20 protein-coding genes and 1 riboswitch are annotated in these 19,494 nt (G+C 41.1%); of the genes, 18 read left to right on the forward strand and 2 right to left on the reverse strand.

Annotation, left to right across the window (positions count from 1 at the left end):
- From VK080_RS06045 to VK080_RS06085, 9 genes are all read left to right on the forward strand, one after another.
- Window positions 1-531: a spore maturation protein gene (locus tag VK080_RS06045; protein WP_324223870.1), complete on the forward strand. Its 531-nt coding sequence runs from the start codon at window positions 1-3 to the stop codon at window positions 529-531.
- Between the two features lie 69 nt (window positions 532-600).
- Window positions 601-1,332 carry a pseudouridine synthase gene (locus VK080_RS06050; protein WP_324223871.1) on the forward strand — a complete coding sequence of 244 codons (732 nt, stop codon included), beginning with the start codon at window positions 601-603 and terminating at the stop codon, window positions 1,330-1,332.
- A 76-nt stretch (window positions 1,333-1,408) separates the two neighbouring features.
- A complete protein-coding gene (gene resA, locus VK080_RS06055; RefSeq protein WP_324223872.1) occupies window positions 1,409-1,984 on the forward strand; it encodes a thiol-disulfide oxidoreductase ResA in 576 nt (191 codons plus the stop codon).
- Between the two features lie 28 nt (window positions 1,985-2,012).
- Window positions 2,013-3,647, forward strand: coding sequence for a cytochrome c biogenesis protein ResB (gene resB, locus VK080_RS06060; RefSeq protein ID WP_324223873.1), 1,635 nt, complete (start codon window positions 2,013-2,015; stop codon window positions 3,645-3,647).
- Between the two features lie 30 nt (window positions 3,648-3,677).
- Window positions 3,678-4,868: a c-type cytochrome biogenesis protein CcsB gene (gene ccsB, locus VK080_RS06065; RefSeq protein ID WP_324223874.1), complete on the forward strand. Its 1,191-nt coding sequence runs from the start codon at window positions 3,678-3,680 to the stop codon at window positions 4,866-4,868.
- A gap of 60 nt (window positions 4,869-4,928) precedes the next feature.
- Complete coding sequence (locus VK080_RS06070) at window positions 4,929-5,645, forward strand: response regulator transcription factor (protein WP_324223875.1); 717 nt, start codon at window positions 4,929-4,931, stop codon at window positions 5,643-5,645.
- Window positions 5,645-7,405 (forward strand): ATP-binding protein, encoded by a 1,761-nt coding sequence (locus VK080_RS06075; RefSeq protein ID WP_324223890.1) that lies wholly within the window; start codon window positions 5,645-5,647, stop codon window positions 7,403-7,405. Before VK080_RS06070 ends, VK080_RS06075 begins: the two co-directional genes overlap by 1 nt.
- Before the next feature lie 64 nt (window positions 7,406-7,469).
- Window positions 7,470-7,651: riboswitch (cobalamin riboswitch) on the forward strand.
- 189 nt (window positions 7,652-7,840) lie between these two features.
- Window positions 7,841-8,281 (forward strand): DUF4430 domain-containing protein, encoded by a 441-nt coding sequence (locus VK080_RS06080; protein ID WP_324223876.1) that lies wholly within the window; start codon window positions 7,841-7,843, stop codon window positions 8,279-8,281.
- 3 nt (window positions 8,282-8,284) lie between these two features.
- Window positions 8,285-8,800, forward strand: a complete 516-nt coding sequence (locus VK080_RS06085; RefSeq protein ID WP_324223877.1) for an ECF transporter S component — start codon at window positions 8,285-8,287, stop codon at window positions 8,798-8,800.
- A gap of 112 nt (window positions 8,801-8,912) precedes the next feature.
- Here VK080_RS06085 and VK080_RS06090 read toward each other — a convergent pair whose 3' ends face one another.
- Window positions 8,913-9,167 (reverse strand): ferredoxin, encoded by a 255-nt coding sequence (locus VK080_RS06090; protein ID WP_324223878.1) that lies wholly within the window; start codon window positions 9,165-9,167, stop codon window positions 8,913-8,915.
- 144 nt (window positions 9,168-9,311) lie between these two features.
- Here VK080_RS06090 and VK080_RS06095 point away from each other — a divergent pair, with 144 nt between their 5' ends.
- From VK080_RS06095 to VK080_RS06125, 7 genes are all read left to right on the forward strand, one after another.
- Window positions 9,312-10,385: a helix-turn-helix domain-containing protein gene (locus VK080_RS06095; protein WP_324223879.1), complete on the forward strand. Its 1,074-nt coding sequence runs from the start codon at window positions 9,312-9,314 to the stop codon at window positions 10,383-10,385.
- Window positions 10,369-11,916, forward strand: a complete 1,548-nt coding sequence (locus VK080_RS06100; protein ID WP_324223880.1) for an ATP-dependent DNA helicase RecQ — start codon at window positions 10,369-10,371, stop codon at window positions 11,914-11,916. Before VK080_RS06095 ends, VK080_RS06100 begins: the two co-directional genes overlap by 17 nt.
- Entirely contained in the window at window positions 11,903-12,469 is a 567-nt protein-coding gene (locus VK080_RS06105) for a CPBP family intramembrane glutamic endopeptidase (protein ID WP_324223881.1), read from the forward strand. Before VK080_RS06100 ends, VK080_RS06105 begins: the two co-directional genes overlap by 14 nt.
- A 12-nt stretch (window positions 12,470-12,481) precedes the next feature.
- Window positions 12,482-12,799 (forward strand): hypothetical protein, encoded by a 318-nt coding sequence (locus VK080_RS06110; RefSeq protein WP_324223882.1) that lies wholly within the window; start codon window positions 12,482-12,484, stop codon window positions 12,797-12,799.
- A 240-nt stretch (window positions 12,800-13,039) separates the two neighbouring features.
- Entirely contained in the window at window positions 13,040-13,621 is a 582-nt protein-coding gene (locus VK080_RS06115; RefSeq protein ID WP_324223883.1) for a genetic competence negative regulator, read from the forward strand.
- 162 nt (window positions 13,622-13,783) lie between these two features.
- Window positions 13,784-15,064 (forward strand): Glu/Leu/Phe/Val dehydrogenase, encoded by a 1,281-nt coding sequence (locus VK080_RS06120; RefSeq protein WP_324223884.1) that lies wholly within the window; start codon window positions 13,784-13,786, stop codon window positions 15,062-15,064.
- A gap of 331 nt (window positions 15,065-15,395) precedes the next feature.
- Window positions 15,396-16,376 carry a YpdA family putative bacillithiol disulfide reductase gene (locus VK080_RS06125; RefSeq protein ID WP_324223885.1) on the forward strand — a complete coding sequence of 327 codons (981 nt, stop codon included), beginning with the start codon at window positions 15,396-15,398 and terminating at the stop codon, window positions 16,374-16,376.
- A 35-nt stretch (window positions 16,377-16,411) separates the two neighbouring features.
- On the opposite strand, the gene VK080_RS06130 is transcribed toward VK080_RS06125, so the two are convergent.
- Window positions 16,412-17,383 (reverse strand): asparaginase, encoded by a 972-nt coding sequence (locus VK080_RS06130; protein ID WP_324223886.1) that lies wholly within the window; start codon window positions 17,381-17,383, stop codon window positions 16,412-16,414.
- Between the two features lie 445 nt (window positions 17,384-17,828).
- Between VK080_RS06130 and prsW the strand changes: the two genes are divergently transcribed.
- Together prsW and sleB are read left to right on the forward strand one after the other, a co-directional pair.
- Window positions 17,829-18,506, forward strand: a complete 678-nt coding sequence (gene prsW / locus VK080_RS06135; protein WP_324223887.1) for a glutamic-type intramembrane protease PrsW — start codon at window positions 17,829-17,831, stop codon at window positions 18,504-18,506.
- A 144-nt stretch (window positions 18,507-18,650) separates the two neighbouring features.
- Window positions 18,651-19,494: spore cortex-lytic enzyme (gene sleB / locus VK080_RS06140; RefSeq protein ID WP_324223888.1), on the forward strand; the 844-nt coding region annotated here is incomplete at its 3' end.

The following is a 19,494-nucleotide window of genomic DNA, read 5'->3' on the forward strand; positions in this document are numbered from 1 at the left end:
TTGGGCGTCATAACATTAATCAGTACGTGGTTAATACCATGTTTCCTCCTGATTGTTCTGTCAGTGGCAACGTGGAAACGTGTGCCGACATATGAAATGTTTGTCGAGGGAGGAAAAGACGGTGTCAAGATGGCATTTTCTATACTTCCTTTTTTAGTGGGGATGATTGTCGCCATCTCGATACTGCGAAGCTCGGGAGCACTTGATGCCTTTATCCAGTTCATTTCACCCCTCCTTACAGCTATCGGTATACCCCCGGACATCATACCACTGGCAATGGTAAGACCGATTTCCGGAACCGCGGCTTTAGGGATGACAACGGAATTAATCGGGACACATGGCCCTGATTCGTTTATTGGCAGACTGGCATCAACAATGCAGGGAAGCACAGATACGACATTGTACATATTGACCATTTATTTCGGTGCAGTCGGTATCCGGAAAATGGGCTATGCACTTAAAGTTGGACTATTGGCAGATCTTGTTGGTATAATTGCCTCGATTATTGTGGTAACGTTAATATTTGGATAAACGATTAAAGTAGCGTTAACATATAGTTAACGCTATTATTATGTTCAGAAAAAAAGAAATGGTGATATCATGACAAACGGTTTGGAACGATTGCAGAAAGTGATTGCCCAAAGCGGGGTAACCTCTCGGAGAAAAGCGGAAAAATTAATTGCTGACGGGAAAGTAAAGGTTAACAATAAAACTGTGACTGAATTGGGTACAAAAGTCTCTCCCAACGACACGATTGAGGTGAACGGGGTACGTTTGGAAAAAGAAGAACCAGTCTATTATATGTTTTATAAACCAAGAGGTGTTATTTCCAGCATCCGGGATGATAAGGGTCGTAAAGTGGTAACCGATTTTTTGGGGGAAGTCCCGGAACGTATTTACCCGATCGGAAGGCTCGATTACGATACATCCGGTATCCTGCTGCTGACAAACGACGGGGAATTTGCCAACCTGCTCATGCATCCGCGATATGGTATTGATAAAGTCTATGTTGCCAAAATCAAGGGCATTCCGGATAAACGTGAGTTAAATAGGCTGCGCAGCGGGATTCGTTCGGATAATGACTTGTTGAAAATAGTCAAATATAAAATTCTTGAAACAGACAGACAAAAGAACACCATGATTATCGAAATGACCCTGCACGAAGGCAAAAACCGGCATATAAGACGGATGATGGAAACATTGGGCTATCCTGTTTCCAAATTGAAGCGGGAGAAATATGGTCTTTTAACACTCAATAAAATGCAGCCAGGTGATTATCGGCGGCTTACTCCGCATGAAGTTAAAAAGATGCGGCTTTTGGCGAGTAAATAAATTGTTGATGAATAGTCAAATTTACAAAAGCGAGTATCATTTTTTTAATGTATAATGGTGTAGGGAGTGAGCACGCATGAATAAGAAACAAACAAAACGCAATAAAAAATACAAAAAAAGGAACCGGCTGATTTTCAGAACATTTGTATTGGCGGTATTGTTTGTGGCCGTTGTATATGCTTTAGTAACCAACTTGACCAAAGACGATCAAGTAGTTAAAGCCGGAACTCAGGCACCCGATTTCAAACTTGAACAAATAAATGACAATAATGAACGTGAATCCGTCCAATTGAGTGATCTCAAGGGCAAAGGTGTCATGTTGAATTTTTGGGGTACATGGTGTGAACCATGTGAAGAAGAGATGCCTTATATGGAATCACTCTATCCTGAATATAAAGAAAAAGGGGTAGAGATCGTTGCGATTAATCTTGATACGACTAAATTTGTTGTCGATAAATTCATCAATAAACATGACTTGACATTCCCCGTCCCATATGATTCCGATAAAGAAGTGATGAATGCTTATAATGTAGAACCGCTTCCAACTACATTCTTTATTAACCCTGAAGGGAAAGTAGTCGAAGTTGTCGAAGGCGGATTGACACTGGGGAAAATTGAGGGCTACCTGCAGCAGATACAACCTGAACAGTAAGGGAATGCGTTAATTGTGAGGGATACGAATGAATAAAATAAAATGTGAGTGTGGACATGTTAATCCGGAGGGAACCGTTCTTTGTGAAGCATGCGGCAAACCGGTGGAACAAAACCAGCATATCGATGGCAACGATAAACGAAAACTGCTTAATATGCGATATGACGGAAGTGCCCGCAGGTCACAGACATACAATAAATCGATTGTTGATAAAATATGGAATTTCTTTTCCTCGGTAAAAGTCGGCGTTTGGCTGATTGTGCTGGCTTTGATTGCATCGGGAATCGGGACCATTTTCCCGCAGGAACAGTACATACCGGCTAATGCCGTATCACGTGATCCGGCCATTTATTACGAAGACCAGTACGGTATTTTGGGGCAAATCTATTACCAGCTTGGTTTTCATAATTTGTACAGCTCATGGTGGTACTTGCTGTTAATTGCACTAATCGGGATTTCACTTGTTATCTGCAGTTTAGACCGGTTTGTTCCGTTGTACAAAGCATTGAAACGACAAAGACCGAGACGGCATACACAATTTCTGAAACGGCAGCGTCTATTCAGTGAAACAGATCATGTAAAGGATGATGATAAAGCAAAACTGGTGTCCGGTCTCAAGCGAAAACGGTACAAGATATATGAAGAAAATGGTCACATAATGGCGGAAAAAGGCCGTTTTTCCCGGTGGGGCCCGTATGTAAACCATATTGGTCTGATTATTATTCTGGTGGCGGCATTATTGCGTATGACCCCGTTCATGTATCTTGATGAGTATGTTTGGGTCAGGGAAGGTGAACAAACCGTTATCCCCGGTACGGACGGTGAATATTACATTGAAAATAAGGACTTTATTCTAGAAACTTATGACAAGAATGATGAGCGATTCCAGGAAGCGATTGAACAGCAGGGAATGGTTGAGAAAAATTTCCAGACGAATGCTGTCATTTACAAAGAAACCGGTGAAGATGTAGCAGGCGCTGAACCTGAGCTAGAAAAGATAACTGAAGATGAAATACGGATGAATCAACCGCTGAAGTTTGATAAATATACACTTTATCAGTCCGGTTATCAGCAAAATGAGTTTCAGAATATGACGTTTAAGCTTCACGAAACAGGCGATCCTGATGAGGAAGCTTTAGGATCATTTACAATCGACTTGACTGATCCGAAAGATGAATATCGCTTGGATAATGGTTTCCGGGTTGTTATCAGCCAATATTACCCGGATTATGAGCTGAACGAAGGCGAACCCAGGTCTAAAACAAATTATCCAAGAAATCCGGCTTTCGTTTTTACAGTCCATCCTCCTGGTGATGAAGAACCTGAAATGAGTTTTGCCGGTATTGGAAAAAATGTTGATGCAACCGGAGAAAATGATTATAAACTGGGTATTCAGGACTTTGAAACACGTTTTGCAAGTGGTCTGACAGTAAGGGTAGATTATACGCTGCCATTTTTCATAATCGGGGCCGCAATTTTCTTGTTAGGTGTTATCCAGGGCATGTACTGGCAACACCGCAGAATTTGGCTGCATCCTAAGGCTGAAGGTATCATGATGGCCGCGCATACGAATAAAAACTGGTTTGGTCTGAAGAAAGATATTGAACACATTATTGAGGATACCAGCGTGAAGATGGTTGACGATCAACAGGAAATTGAATAGCTGAACCGGCCAGCTAAAGGAGGATTATATATGGGTTCTTTAATTGAAATAAGCAGTACAATGCTATACACTGCATTTGTTATTTACTTAATTGCTACCTTTTTCTTTGGCGCTACAATCAGACAAAAAAACAAGCCTGCCAGGAAAGGGATAAGCGGGAAAATTGGAATCACATTGACAATCGTGGGATTCCTTGCACAAATTGTTTATTTTATTACAAGGTGGATAGCAAGTGGACATGCACCTGTCAGTAACATGTTTGAGTTTGTAACATTTTTCGGAATGTGTCTGGTATTTGCGTTTATTATCATGTACTTTATTTATAGGATAAACATACTGGGGTTGTTTGCCCTGCCCATTGCCATGATATTAATTGCTTATGCCAGTATGTTCCCGACTGAAATTGCTCCATTGGTTCCGTCATTGCAAAGTCACTGGTTATACATCCATGTAACAACTGTTGCATTGGGTCAGGCGATTTTAGCCGTCAGTTTTGTTGCAGCACTCATTTATCTGATCAGGCAAATTGATCAGACGGTTCGGAGTAAGCGAACAACATGGTTGGAACTCATTATATTTGGCTTGTTTGTTTTTATTGGTTTCAGTGTTATATCGACTGCTTTCAATCTATCAGGATATAGTGCGGAGTTTGAGTATTCGTTTGAGGGACAAACGGTTACGACCGACTATCATTTACCGCCGATTGCCGGTCCGAATGAAGGTGAACTATTGACGGGGGGCCGGATGGAACCGCTGTTTGATGCGCCAGGATGGATGCAAGGTGTGGATGCAGCGCGGAAATTTAATACGCTGATCTGGTCAGTGCTGACTGGTCTGGTGATATATGGTTTAACTCGGTTAATTCTGCGTAAACGCATTGGGGCAGCTATTCAGCCCTTCCTGAAAAAGGCCAAGCCTGATCTGCTTGATGAAATATCATACCGTGCAGTCGCCATTGGATTTCCGATATTTACGCTAGGGGGTCTTGTTTTTGCGGCGATCTGGGCACAAATTGCCTGGGACCGGTTCTGGGGCTGGGATCCCAAAGAAGTCTGGGCATTGGTAACATGGTTCTTTTATGCTGCATTCCTGCACTTACGCTTGTCAAGAGGATGGCATGGTGAAAAATCTGCCTGGCTTGCAGCAGGTGGATTTGCGATTATTTTGTTCAATTTGATTGCAGTCAATCTGATCTTGGCAGGGCTTCATTCCTATGCGTAGCCTTCAGACGTTTCACCTGACCAATATCAACCTAATAATTGATAATGAGGGGGAGTATAGATGAGTACAAATCCGAAAATTTTGGTTGTTGATGACGAGGACAGGATTCGCCGGCTCGTGAAAATGTATCTGGAAAAGGAAGATTTCGTTGTAGAGGAGGCGGCAAATGGCAAAGAAGCATTGGAGATGGCGCTGGATACCGACTACAATGTTATCTTGCTGGATATCATGATGCCGGAGAAGGATGGTATTGAAGTCACAAAAGAATTGCGCAAGGTGAAAGAAACACCTATTATCATGCTCACAGCAAAGGGTGAGGAGTCCAACCGTGTACAGGGATTTGAGGTTGGAGCTGATGACTACATTGTCAAACCTTTCAGTCCAAGGGAAGTTGTCCTCCGTGTAAAAGCCGTTTTAAGAAGGGTTACATCCAGCAAATACAATGAAACGGAGAAGCCAACCAAAAATTTGCTTGTTTTCCCTCATTTAACAATTGACTATGATGCGCACCGCGTAACATCCGATGGTATCGAAGTCAGTTTGACACCGAAAGAATATGAGCTGTTGTGTTTTCTGGCTGAGGAACCTGATAAGGTATTCAGTCGGGAAATATTGCTAAAGGAAGTATGGGAATATGAATTCTTCGGTGATTTGCGTACAGTTGATACACATGTGAAACGACTGCGGGAAAAGTTAAATTATGTATCCAAACAGGCTGCGGATATGATCGTGACTGTCTGGGGTGTTGGATATAAATTTGAGGTAGATGATGTATGATGTTTTGGCGCAGTGTTGTAGGCAAACTAGCAATAACTATTTTATTGCTAGTTTCTTTTGTATTATTCATTTTAACGATTTTATTACTGGAGTTCTTTGAAACTTTTCATGTCAGTGAAGCCGAAAATGAAATGATGCAGACAGCAACAAAAATATCACAAATGATTGAGCAATATGATAATCAGGAGTTGGCTTTTGAGAATGCGGAATTGGTCAAAAGCCCGACAAGCCGAATTACCGTTATTTATAGTGATGGGGCATTACGGACATCTGACAGCACTGATAGTGATTTAAATGAAATGAAACCGGAGTGGCTGCAGAATGACGAAGAATTAATGGATGTCTTCAACGGCCAGGACGTCAAAAAAGAGACAATGCTGCCGAACAGCAATATTGAAGCCATGATCGTCGGGACACCGGTCAAGCCAGATGGTGCTGTTTTCATTTACCAGTCGTTGGATATCGTTAATCAGACAAAAGCCGAAACGACTAAAATCATCTTTCTGGCTGCCGGCATTGCCATTATTTTAACAACCTTTTTTGCATTTTTCCTGTCAACACGTATTACATCACCCCTGATTAAAATGCGGGAAGCAGCACTTGATTTGACCAGAGGTGAATTCAATACAAAAGTGCCAGTCCTGACGCGCGATGAGATTGGTGAGCTGGCGATGGCCTTCAACCGGATGGGAAGACAGCTGAAATTTCATATCAATGCATTGAGACAGGAAAAGGAGCAGTTTTCAAGTATCGTCAGTTCAATGGCTGATGGGGTTATAACCTTGAATCGAAACGGGGATATGCTTGTAACCAATCCGCCAGCAGAAGATTTTATTGAAAAGCTCTATTATGAAAAAGGTATTGAACCAAGTGATGATCATCGAAAAACGCCTGAGCCGTTAAGTGACATTTTACAGAGCGTTATCGAGGATGAAAATGAAGTGATCCGGGAAATCGATACGCAAGGCCGAACATGGGTTATGATCATGACGCCTTTGTATGATCAGTCTTATGTGCGTGGGGCCGTAGCAGTTATCCGTGATATGACTGAGGAAAGACGATTGGATCAAATGCGGCAAGATTTTATTGCCAACGTTTCCCATGAATTGCGCACACCTATATCAATGCTGCAGGGATACAGCGAAGCGATTGTTGATGATGTGGCTGAATCAAAAGAGGAAAAAAATGAACTGGCACAAATTATCCGTGAAGAGTCACTTCGTATGGGAAGACTTGTCAACGAGCTGCTGGATCTGGCCCGAATGGAAGCCGGTCATACAACGTTAAACAAAGAAAATATTGATGCCGGCAAATTCCTGGAACGCATTTTAAAAAAATTCAGGGGAATAGCTGGAGATAATAATGTACGGCTGATATCAGAAGAGGATCTTACAATATCCGGCATATCGATTGACGCGGATCGGATGGAACAAGTTTTCACTAACCTGATCGATAATGCAATCAGGCATACGAAAGAAAATGGTTATGTAAAAGTCACTGCGGGAAATACGGATACGCATCTCCATATATCAATAGAGGATAATGGAAGTGGCATACCTGAAGAAGATTTGCCCTTTGTGTTTGAGCGGTTTTATAAAGCTGACAAATCAAGAACAAGAAACGGCAAGAAAAAAGGGACCGGACTTGGCCTTGCCATCGCCAAAAATATTGTCGAAGCCCATGAAGGAACAATTAATGTTAAAAGCATGACTGGTGAAGGCACAACATTTGAAATTAAGATCCCGTTACATGAGGATTAGAAATGGTGTGACGAAATGCTGGAAAAAACAAAAAGTTTATGATAATATACTACTGACATTTTAATAGAAATGATAGGTATTGGTACCTTTGTTTAAAAGGGAATTCAGTGGGAAGCTGAAACTGTCCTCGCAACTGTAAGTGGCCAACGAAATAAGCATCATCCACTGTATGGCATGCCATATGGGAAGGGCTTAAAGTAGGTATGAGCCACAAGTCAGTAGACCTGCCAATATCCTATGTTTCAATGCTTCGGGGAAAAGCGATTGGGACAACCGAAAACGTGATATGGTTTCATGTGTTTATTTCGATTGTCTTTTAAAGCTGACCTTTGAAGGGGTTGGCTTTTTTATTATGAGTTTTACCGGCATTCCATTATGGTTTTTGGTTTCCCGCTCTTCTTTCCCTCAATAAGAAATTCACAGGAGGAATTTGAAGTGAACAAATGGTTTGTACGTATTGCATCATTATTAGTTGTTATCGGACTGCTCGCCGGCTGTGGTGCCGGGGAAGAAGAACAGACTGAATCAAACAACGGCAATTTACAAACGGCCACAAATGAAAGCGCAGATGGCGAACTCAGTGAAGATGAAATCCGCATTACGATAAGCAAGGATAATGGGACTGAATATATTGCTGAAGAAGAAATTGAGATTGAAGAAGGTGCCATTCTGATGGACGTCCTGCAGGATAATTTTTATGTTGAGACCGGAGAAGGTGGACAATTTATAACATCCATCGAACGTGTTCCCGCTGAAGAAAATGAGCAAAAGGCGTGGCTTTTTGAGGTGAACGGAGAAATGGCCGATGTAGGTGCTGCCGAATATGAGCTGTCCCCAGGTGATGTAGTAACATTTGATTACCGGGCATGGGAATAATGGATGAACACGTATAAACTGACGCTGCTGGCATTGCTCGCTTCACTTGCGGTTGTGGGAAGAAGTGTGTTCGCATTTCTTCCCAATGTCCAGCCGGTCACATCATTGATCATTATTTGCGGACTGCTCCTCGGTCCAATCGCTGCCATCATACTGGCTTTATTGACCACTTTTTTGTCAAATATGCTGCTGGGAATGGGTATTTGGACGATTTGGCAGGTTGTTTCCTGGGCATTGATCGGCCTCATTAGCGGATGTATTGGAAAATATCCGGGGCGCCTCCCGATATATGTAATCGTTATGTTTTCCGTATTCAGCGGTTATTTGTATGGATTTATCATATCGCTGACTACATACTCAATCGGAGGCAAGTTCTGGCCGTATTATCTGATGGGCCTGCCTTTTGACACATATCATGCGATTGGCAATGCCGTTTTTATTATGTTGCTGTACCCGATTATCAGGCATTTCTTCAAAACATATGCCAATAACCGTTTTCATATTCAAAATACCAACTGAATGGGGTTGGTATTTTTCGTTTAAATATAGAGAAATGCGCTTAATTATTGACTTATCTGTCAAACGCAATTATGCTGGAATTGAAGAAAAAATCTGACGGTATTATTTTCTGTTATTCGTCCTCATATGTTAATGGATCACCGTAAAAAGGCTTTTCAGCGACTTTAATGGAATCTGTCGGACATCCTTCATAAGCATCCAGCACATCGTCCTCGAAATCCTCAGGCACCACGGAGGTTCCCTCATTGCCATCGAGAACAACATAAGCCAGTGCTTCGTCATTGTAACCATATATATCGGGCGCGGTGGCACCGCATGCTCCACAGGCAATGCACGTTTCCTGATCAACTATCGTATATGTTGCCATACAATCTCTCCCTGCTTAAAAGAATTGTTTCTCTCGTATTCTATTGTAAAAAAGTGTGTTATACATTTCAATTGGAATATAACGTGTTATGATTGAAATGAAATATGACCTAAATATGCAATTTATCGCAAAGGGGTTAATACATTGTTGTTTGATTATATCGTCATATCATGCTGCTCAAGGTTCAGGGAAGGGCGGAGCATCTCTGCCATCTATCATTTACTTAAAGGAAGACGTTCGATCCAGACGGTCCAGGATGCTCATATCTATCAATTGAAGCATTTTTATGGCATTTATCCGGGTCTGCAAAAACAGCATTTCGATAAGCAAATACATAAACTTGTTGAAGATAATCGGTTAGTGCTCAACAATGATCTTACAGCAGTGCTGACTGACTTTGGTCAAAATTGGCTTCACAAACATCGGGGAAATGTTACTGTTCAATATTTCAATGGGATGGATTATTATCAGAAAGCAACTGTTTTTTGGGAACGGCTATTGCTGCTGATACAGACGATGACAAACAGCATCAAACATCATTTTCATTTTATTCCGGTGATTGATAAGCCAATCATTACGAGTTGGGTGAGAAAACAATACCATCAATTGCGGCCTCATCAGACAGTATTTCTGAACAGACTCTATGGAGAACTTCATCATTTGCTGCAATGTTTTTCGGGGATGGAAGCGAACATTTTCGTTGATAGTCTGACCGGGTATCATCATTATGGCATGAGCAGTTTTCAGATTGCTTATCATTACAGATTGAAGCAGATTGACGTTCCATTGGCCAAAACTGCCATGGTTCACCGCATGCTCTTCATCATCGGGCAGAACGAGGCAACATACCCTCTATTAGCGAATTTTCTGCGAGAACTGCCACACGAATCCAGAATCACCAATTCGGCCAGTAAAACAAAAGAACTTTTGGAGAAGCAATATTCTGCTGAAGAGATAGCCGAAGCAAGACATTTAAAATTGAATACAATCTATGATCATATGGTTGAAATAGCACTCTATGATGATTGTTTCCCGCTGGAGACATATGTTTTGCCGGACGAACAGGCAGAGATTATGGCTGCTGCCAGAAAAACATCATCTTACAAATTAAAAGACATCAAACAGGAAGTAAGTGAAACGATCAGCTATTTTCAGATCCGGCTCGTTTTAGCTGTGAAAAAAATATCGCAACAAGGTGATCATGTTGATAGAATATAAACTTAAGGAACAGTTAAGAGACCAATTTCACATTTCCTCATTCCGTCCAGGTCAGGAAGAAATCATTAACGATGTAATGGCTGGTCATGACGTGCTGGCAATTCTCCCGACCGGTTCGGGAAAATCGCTCTGTTACCAGCTGCCTGCAAGCCTGTTTAAAGGGGTTACACTTGTTGTGTCACCGCTTATTTCATTGATGGAAGACCAGGTCAAACAATTAAAAGCAATCGGATTTAAAAAAGCTGTGGCCCTGAACAGTTTTATGAATCCTCGCGAAAAGAGACATGTCTTGCAGCAACTGGAACAATACAAACTGATCTATCTGTCTCCGGAGATTTTGCAGCATAGCGACATTATCCGGCGTTTTAAGCGGATTGCCATCGATTTATTTGTGATTGATGAGGCACATTGCATTTCACAGTGGGGACACGAATTCAGACCTGACTATTTGCGTCTGGGTGACGTATTAAAGCAATTGAATGATCCGCCTGTCATGGCGCTGAGTGCAACAGCCACCCAGGAAGTGCAGAGGGATATCATCACATCATTGAACAGATCTGATGTTGTCAGCCATATTTATCCAATGGACAGGGAAAATATAACGTTTACGGTAAAAAAGGTAGATGATGACCGACAAAAACAGGATATCTTACTTAAATTATTAAAACGATACCGAGTGCCTACATTGATTTATTTTTCCAGTAAACAAAAAACGGAAGACATTGCAGCATTTTTGTCCGAAAATCTTCCTTCCCATCGCATTGCTTTTTATCATGGCGGGATGGACCAGCTCGACAGAATTGCAATCCAGCAGCAGTTCATGAATGATCAACTGGATATTATTTGTTGTACAAGTGCCTTTGGGATGGGAATCAATAAACAGGATATCCGTCTTGTTTTGCATTACCATTTTCCTTTGCAGATGGAATCTTTTCTTCAGGAAATCGGAAGGGCAGGACGTGATGGCAAATCAAGCATTAGTTTGCTGATGTATGCGCCTGGAGACGAGGCACTGCCCAGATCAATGATTCACCATGAACTGCCGCCCGTGGAAGATTTAAGGCATATATTCAGTGTGCTGTATCATTTATATTCACATAACCCGAAGCTGCCGCCGACAGATGAAATATTGGTATTGCTTGGAATAAATGAAATACAGTGGCGATTTTTGCACTATCAAATGGAAAAGCATGGTATGATTAAAGATAATCGGATTGTTTTTCATCAGGAGGATTGGCGTCCAATTATCCGTGACATCAAACAAATCATCATAACAAGATATACATTAAAAGAAAGAAAGCTTGATGACATCATCAGCTGGATACATGAAGAAAAATGTTTACGCGACCACCTTTACAAAGGGTTTCAGGACAATTATAAGCCACCTCTTTATGCATGCTGCAGCAATTGCGGTTTTTCCTTTAATGATTGGGAACCGGAACAGACACAAGCCGGACAGGACGCTTTTTCATGGGAAACAAAGCTGAAAACGTTATTTTTTATTGGAGACCATAGCAATGAAACAAAGTGAAATTGTTAAACAATTGACTGACAAACAGCTGACACAGCAGCTCATTTTTTCGCAGCTGTTATTATTAATGTTAAGTATATTTCTAAGTTTATTTCTGTTTGACAGTATGGCTGACTGGACCGGCTATTTCAGTTTGGAAATAAAAGATATTCTCTATATAGGTGTACCAGCGGGATTACTCATAGTCGCGATTGATTTATTGCTAATGTACATTTTTCCGAAAAAATACTATGATGATGGGGGAATCAATGATAGAGTCTTTCGAAATCGTTCCATTAAAGCAATTTTTGGTATTGCATTAATGGTTGCCGTTGTCGAAGAACTATTGTTTCGTGGTGTGATCCAGACGGTGTTCGGTTATTTGGCTGCAAGCACATTATTTGCACTTGTACATATCCGTTATCTGAAAAAACCTGTATTGCTGATTTCTGTATTATTTGTCAGTTTTTACATTGGCTATATATTTATCCTTACTGAAAATTTATTGGTTACGATGATGGCTCATTTTACAGTTGACTTTGTATTAGGGGTAATCATCCGCTTTCAGAAATGAGGTGCAGAAAATATGAACGAAACCGGGAATCGTGATAACCAGGGAGAAGAGCTGCAAAAACTTCTGGATGAAGTTGATGGCGGCAGAGAACAAAATGATCAGGAAGAAAAACAAAGGAATGAATCAGATAAAGAGACTGAACGCGAAGTCGATATCTTAAATTTACCGCCAAGAAAAGACGTGCATGGCAACCGGAACAAACGTACAAAATTCAAAATCAGCCATGCCTCAGGACGATTTATAGCTGTTATTTTCGTTTTAATTTTAATACTTGGTATTTCGTTTTATTTATGGGGAGATGAACTTATTGATACAATCAATCAAATCTAGATCTATCTCCTCCCATCTTTTCAATACGGGTTGCGCGTCTGTATAATAATGGTTTGGATATGGCGTGTAAAAACCTTATAAGCAATGCAAAGTAACAAATAATAATTATCATGTTCAACAAATACCAGAGACGCATATAGTATACTAAAGGATTAGTTGCTGTCTGCAAACGGTGATTTTTTGGATTGCGATAGCGGGAAGGTTTTAAAATGTAAATGTATGCAAGAAGGGGGATGCTTTATGCGTATTGAGCGGGTATCCAATAATCAATTCACCATATTTCTGACGTTTGATGACTTGATTGATCGCGGTTTTACTAAAGAAGATTTATGGTATGATGCGGCAAATGTACGTCATTTATTCAGTGATATGATGTATGAAGCAAGCACGGAATTGGGATTTGAACTTGAAGGGATGCTGCTGGTTCAGGTTCATTTGATGCAAGCACAGGGTATGCACGTGGTTGTAACCCAAAAGCAAAATGAATCAGCCTGGGATGACGATTTTGTGGAGATGAAAGTAACATTGGACGAGAGCAAAGAGCTGATTTTTTCCTTTGAAGGGTTTGAGGATATTATTGGGGTGGCATACAATTTAGTGAAATCAGGCATCAAAGGCGGTCAAATATATCATATGGATGAACGGTATTACATGTTGTTCCGGGAGGCTGAACTGCCTCAGAATAACAAAGAGAATATAATTGCAATCTTATCGGAATTCTCTTTCCCAAGCATTGTCACATCATACCGATTGAAAGAATATGGAAAAGTGATTATGGACTCATCAGCTATCAGACAAATCATTGATACGTTCTCCCGTTAAAATGGCATGCTTTACGAATAATGGATAACAGCGCTTTCATATCCCGTTTTTTTACTGAAAGAAAATCGATTTATCATATTGCATATTTAGTGGGAAGGTGTATACTAATCTCTGAGTACAGCTATAATAAAAATATTTTTGGATGATCTAGGAGGTAAATTCATGGTAGCCGATAATGCAGCAGATTCTGCCAAAGAAAAGAATGAAAGTACAGATGTATTAGCATCAACACGGACTGTTGTCCAAAATGCATTGGAAAAATTGGGTTACCCTGATGAAGTATTCGAATTAATGAAAGACCCTATGCGAATGATGACGGTAAGAATCCCTGTCAGAATGGATGACGGTTCAATAAAAATTTTCACCGGTTATCGTGCCCAGCATAACGACGCTGTCGGACCAACAAAAGGCGGGGTCCGATTTCATCCTAACGTTACGGAAAAAGAAGTAAAAGCGTTATCCATATGGATGAGTTTAAAAGCTGGTATTGTCGATTTGCCATATGGTGGTGGAAAAGGCGGCATTATCTGCGATCCGCGTGAAATGTCATTCCGCGAATTAGAAGGCCTAAGCAGAGGATATGTGCGAGCCATCAGTCAAGTCGTTGGTCCAAACAAAGATATCCCTGCACCTGATGTCTTCACAAACTCACAGATTATGGCATGGATGATGGATGAGTACAGCCGTATTGATGAATTTAACAATCCAGGGTTTATTACAGGCAAACCAATCGTTCTCGGTGGTTCACATGGCAGAGAATCTGCAACTGCTAAAGGTGTCACAATATGTATAAATGAAGCTGCCAAGAAAAAAGGGATTGATGTTAAAGGCGCAAGAGTCGTTGTTCAAGGCTTTGGAAATGCCGGAAGCTTTTTGGCGAAATTCCTATATGATGCAGGTGCCAAAGTCGTGGGTATTTCAGATGCTTATGGGGCACTTCATGAACCTGATGGTCTTGATATTGATTATTTATTGGACAGAAGAGACAGCTTTGGAACGGTGACCAACTTATTTGAAAATACAATATCCAACAAACAGCTGCTGGAACTGGATTGTGATATTCTTGTACCTGCTGCGGTACAAAATCAAATCACTGAAGAGAATGCCCATAATATTAAAGCAGACATTGTTGTTGAAGCGGCAAACGGCCCGACAACTTTGGAGGCAACCAGAATATTAACCGAACGCGGAATATTGCTCGTTCCTGATGTGCTTGCATCCTCTGGAGGAGTAACAGTTTCTTACTTCGAATGGGTGCAGAACAATCAAGGCTACTATTGGACAGCTGAAGAAATTGATAAGAAACTTCATGAAATCTTGATTAGAGCCTTCAATAATATCTATAATACTGCTGAAACAAGACGTGTTGACATGCGTCTGGCAGCATATATGTCCGGTGTGCGGAAAATGGCCGAAGCAGCAAGGTTCCGCGGCTGGGTGTAGAACAGAGGTCGGAAGTCGGATAAAAACAATCGGTAAGGTAAAGCATTTGTGGACGACATAAAAGCGAAATAAATGACGAAAAAACTCTTATCATGTATAGTTGGATAAGAGTTTTTTTGTCCCGCATGTAACGGACAGTAATCTGCCAAAGAACGGCAGCTAACTGCCCGTAAATGCCCAATTCTGTTCGGGCCTGCAGGACGCAGGTCACAAAGGCGTTGCAACACGACGTTGCGAATTTAGCCTTTGTTCCGCTTCTTCAGCGGGGAAAAGCGCCACGCTGAATGAAGTTTCACTTTATGGAATTAAAAAGTAAGGAAGTGCAATACGAATGCAAAAAGAACATACCATCATCGTGGGGGGCGGACCTTGCGGAATGTCATGTGCTATCGAACTGCAGAAATATGGCATTGATCCGCTGATCATCGAAAAGGAAAATGTGGTCAATACCATCTATCATTTTCCAACTCATCAAACGTTTTTCAGTTCAAGCGATAAACTTGAAATTGGAGGCGTGCCGTTTATCACTGAAAAGCAAAAGCCGGTTCGCAACCAAGCTCTTTCTTATTACCGGGAAGTTGCTATCCGGAAAAATTTAAGAGTGAATGCGTTTGAGAAAGTTAGCAATATCACGCCGTCTGACGGAAATAATATTGGCGTTGAAACCGAAAGAAAAGATGGAGAAAAACAAACATATTCAGCTGATAATGTCATCATCGCAACCGGTTATTATGATCAGCCGAATAAGATGAATATTCCCGGTGAAGAATTGCCAAAGGTCATGCATTATTTCAAAGAAGCACACCCATTTTACAATAAGAATGTTGTGGTAATCGGCGGAAAAAACTCTGCGGTCGATACAACACTTGAACTTCATAAAGCGGGGGCCCATATTACCGTACTCTATCGCGGGGATCAGTATTCTAAGAGTATTAAACCATGGATTTTGCCGGAGTTTGATTCACTTATCCGCAAAGAAATTGTTCACATGGAATTTAATGCACATACAACGGAAATTACCCAAGATAAAGTAATCTATACGGTTGGAAATGAAACAAAAGAAATCGACAACGATTTTGTATTTGCCATGACCGGCTATAAACCGGATCACCAACTCCTGAAGAATACGGGAATATTCGTTGATGAAAAAAACGGCCGACCATATTTTGAACCGGAAACAATGGAAACAAATATCCCAGGGGTTTATGTAGCTGGCGTTGTCGCGGCAGGTTATAATAACAATGAAATTTTTATTGAGAATGGCCGGTTCCATGGTGGGACAATCGCTAAAGCCATTACGTCAAAAGGGTAACAGCACAAGTCGGGCTCTTACCCTTTTATGCCTGACTAATAAATCTTCTCAAACATTTCTTTTAATTGATCAGCACCTGTTGTGGTTTCCAGTGTAATCAACAGTTTAAGTCTTGCTTTCGGCCCTGTTAAGCCGTCAGCAAAAATGACTCCCATTTCTTTAAGTTGTTTACCGCCCCCGTCATAGCCATATGTTGGCTGAACAGTTCCCTGATAACATCTCGATACAAGGATGACAGGTATGTTATTGTCCAGTAAACGTTTTAAAGATGGCAATGTTTGTTTTGGTAAATTTCCCTGCCCCAATCCCTCCAGCACAAGTCCATCTGGTTTCATTTCAAGTACAGCATCCAGAATATCACCGTCCATACCCGCGTAAGCTTTCAGCAAAAAAACATTGTGCGTGATTTTATTTACAGACAAGGTATTTCTTGCCACAATCGTATGATGGAAAATAATTGATTCTTTTGTGATAATACCGATGGGCCCGTATTGCGGACTTTGAAATGTCGCCACATTACTTGTGGATGTTTTCGTTACATTACGTGCCGTATGTATTTCATCGTTCATAACGACTAATACACCTTTATACCAAGCATCATCACAAGTGGCTGTCCTCAGTGAACTAATCAGATTATAAAGGGCGTCAGAACCAACTTCATTTGCTGACCGCATTGCCCCGGTGATGATTACCGGCTTATCAGTTTCTGAAACCAAATCCAGGAAATACGCTGTCTCTTCCAGCGTATCCGTACCATGTGTTATAACAAAGCCATCATATTCATTCACTTTTTCTTTAATGATGCCGGCCAGCTCCAGCATATGCTGTGGTGTTATTTGCGGCGATGGCACTGAAAATGGGGTTATTTCATCTGCATGTGCATATTGTTCAAACTGATGTGATAAATCTGATAATGGGTGCTTGTTCGCTGTTGTCACTTCCCCAGTACGTTTGTTTTCCAGCATTGATATAGTGCCGCCTGTATGGATAATGAGTATATGCTTCATAAACGATCACCTTTCCTGAACAATATTTCCATTTTGATGGCTACATGATATGATAAATTTAATAAAGCGAAACTTCATTCAACAGGGCGTTCTACCCTGTTGAATGTTAGTTGAGCAGAATCGGACATTTATGGACAGTTAGCCGCCGTTCTTTGGCGGGTTACTGTCCGTTATATGCGGGATAAAGCGAAACTCCATTCAGCGGGGTGCTCTTCCCCAGCTGAAGAAGAGGAACAAAGGCTAAATTCGCAACGTCGTGTAGCAACGCCTTTGTGACCTGCGTCATGCAGACCCGAGCAGAATCGGGCATTTAGGATCAGTTGGCCGCCTTTCTTTCGCGGGTTAATGGCCATTATATGCGTGAAATTTCATTCAGTAGAGCGCTTTTACCTACGCTTTTCCCTATTGAAAGCATACGGTATAAAAATGTGGAAGAGGTTTTAGAATGCTAGCTCTTTTTTCAGCGGGTATTGCGCCTGCATTTACATTAATGGCATTTTTTTATTTAAAGGATCGCTTCACTGAACCATTGTCATTAATGGTTAAAACTTTCCTGTTCGGTGCGCTGCTTGTGTTTCCGATTATGTTTATTCAGTACGGATTATCGGCTGAAAATGTAAGCAACAGCAGCTTTATTCAATCCTTTTTCTTATCGGGACTGCTTGAAGAATTTTTTAAATGGTTCATATTTATATACATCATTTTTCATCATACAGATTTTGATGCGCATTATGATGGTATTGTTTACGCTGTTTCCATAAGTCTGGGTTTTGCGACGGTCGAAAACATACTCTATCTGCTTACCAATGGTATTGATTATGCGTTTTCCAGAGCATTATTTCCTGTATCCTCACACGCCCTGTTTGGGGTCATGATGGGCTACCATTTTGGGAAGGCGAAAATGGGCAACGCTCACAAAAACCAGCATATTTTGCTCGCTTTAGTTGTCCCTTTCCTCCTGCACGGTACCTATAATTATATTTTGAACACGATAACGAGTGATTGGCTGATACTGCTGATTCCATTCATGATTGGTCTGTGGTTCCTTGCCTTACACCGCATGAAATCAGCAAATCAGCAAATTATGTCCGATATACAGCAGAAAAAGAAGATACAACCCTGAAATCCTTTGTATCCTGTGATATAAAGGATTTTTTAATGGTTTGATTTGTGGCTCTAGTTCCTCTAAAAATATTCCTGATGAATAAAAAGGTTATTTCGTAAAAAAATAGGTGCAACATGATAATGTTTAGCGGGAGGAAACGATATGACCTATAAAAAAATATTTCTACTTGTCATTATATGTCTGATGGCAATAGGACTGCAAACAACATATTCTGTGAAACCGGCCGAAGCATTTACTGAACAAGTTATTCAGCATGGTGCAGTCGGCGAAGATGTGATTGAGTTGCAGGCAAGGTTGCAATATCTCGGATTTTATAACGGGAATATAGATGGTGTTTTCGGGTGGGGAACGTATTGGGCACTGCGCAATTTTCAGTATGAATTCGGCATGGAAATTGATGGTCTTGCCGGAGCGCAGACAAAAGAAAAATTGGCCTCGGCAAGTGAGTATGACAGGGATTTTGTCATGAATCAAATAAACCAGGGAAATGATTTTACACATTACGGGGGTGTGGATAAGTCCAAACAGTCTGACCCAAGTCCCGGGAACAACAATAATACTAATAACAATACCAGCAACAATAATACAAACAAGAATACCACCAATAAGGATAGCAAGAATAACAATACCGGAAATAATGGTAATGCCGGTGCCGAGCCGACAGCTGTTAATGTGCCACAGGGATATTCGCAAAACGATATTCAATTGATGGCCAATGCCGTTAATGGTGAGGCAAGAGGGGAGCCATATGTCGGACAGGTAGCAGTGGCTGCTGTCATTTTAAACCGTGTCGAGAGTCCGACATTCCCGAATTCAATTTCTGGGGTCATTTTTGAGCCAAGAGCATTCACTGCAGTGGCTGACGGACAAATTTGGCTGACTCCAAACGAAACTTCCAGAAAAGCCGTTCTTGATGCGATTAATGGATGGGATCCATCGGGTAATGCTATCTATTATTTTAACCCGAATACGGCAACATCAGCTT

The sequence above is a fragment of the Lentibacillus sp. genome, assembly GCF_035301925.1.
Lineage (GTDB): Bacteria > Bacillota > Bacilli > Bacillales > Amphibacillaceae > Lentibacillus.

Coding starts and splice junctions, on each gene's coding strand:
- VK080_RS06050 (WP_324223871.1), top strand. CDS start 601: ATGACAAACGGTTTGGAACGATTGCAGAAAGTGATTGCCCAAAGCGGG.
- ccsB (WP_324223874.1), top strand. CDS start 3,678: ATGGGTTCTTTAATTGAAATAAGCAGTACAATGCTATACACTGCATTT.
- VK080_RS06110 (WP_324223882.1), top strand. CDS start 12,482: ATGAACGAAACCGGGAATCGTGATAACCAGGGAGAAGAGCTGCAAAAA.
- VK080_RS06090 (WP_324223878.1), bottom strand. CDS start 9,167: ATGGCAACATATACGATAGTTGATCAGGAAACGTGCATTGCCTGTGGA.
- VK080_RS06085 (WP_324223877.1), top strand. CDS start 8,285: ATGAACACGTATAAACTGACGCTGCTGGCATTGCTCGCTTCACTTGCG.
- VK080_RS06115 (WP_324223883.1), top strand. CDS start 13,040: ATGCGTATTGAGCGGGTATCCAATAATCAATTCACCATATTTCTGACG.
- VK080_RS06105 (WP_324223881.1), top strand. CDS start 11,903: ATGAAACAAAGTGAAATTGTTAAACAATTGACTGACAAACAGCTGACA.
- VK080_RS06070 (WP_324223875.1), top strand. CDS start 4,929: ATGAGTACAAATCCGAAAATTTTGGTTGTTGATGACGAGGACAGGATT.
- VK080_RS06100 (WP_324223880.1), top strand. CDS start 10,369: ATGTTGATAGAATATAAACTTAAGGAACAGTTAAGAGACCAATTTCAC.
- resB (WP_324223873.1), top strand. CDS start 2,013: ATGAATAAAATAAAATGTGAGTGTGGACATGTTAATCCGGAGGGAACC.
- VK080_RS06130 (WP_324223886.1), bottom strand. CDS start 17,383: ATGAAGCATATACTCATTATCCATACAGGCGGCACTATATCAATGCTG.
- VK080_RS06075 (WP_324223890.1), top strand. CDS start 5,645: ATGTTTTGGCGCAGTGTTGTAGGCAAACTAGCAATAACTATTTTATTG.
- resA (WP_324223872.1), top strand. CDS start 1,409: ATGAATAAGAAACAAACAAAACGCAATAAAAAATACAAAAAAAGGAAC.
- VK080_RS06125 (WP_324223885.1), top strand. CDS start 15,396: ATGCAAAAAGAACATACCATCATCGTGGGGGGCGGACCTTGCGGAATG.
- VK080_RS06120 (WP_324223884.1), top strand. CDS start 13,784: ATGGTAGCCGATAATGCAGCAGATTCTGCCAAAGAAAAGAATGAAAGT.
- prsW (WP_324223887.1), top strand. CDS start 17,829: ATGCTAGCTCTTTTTTCAGCGGGTATTGCGCCTGCATTTACATTAATG.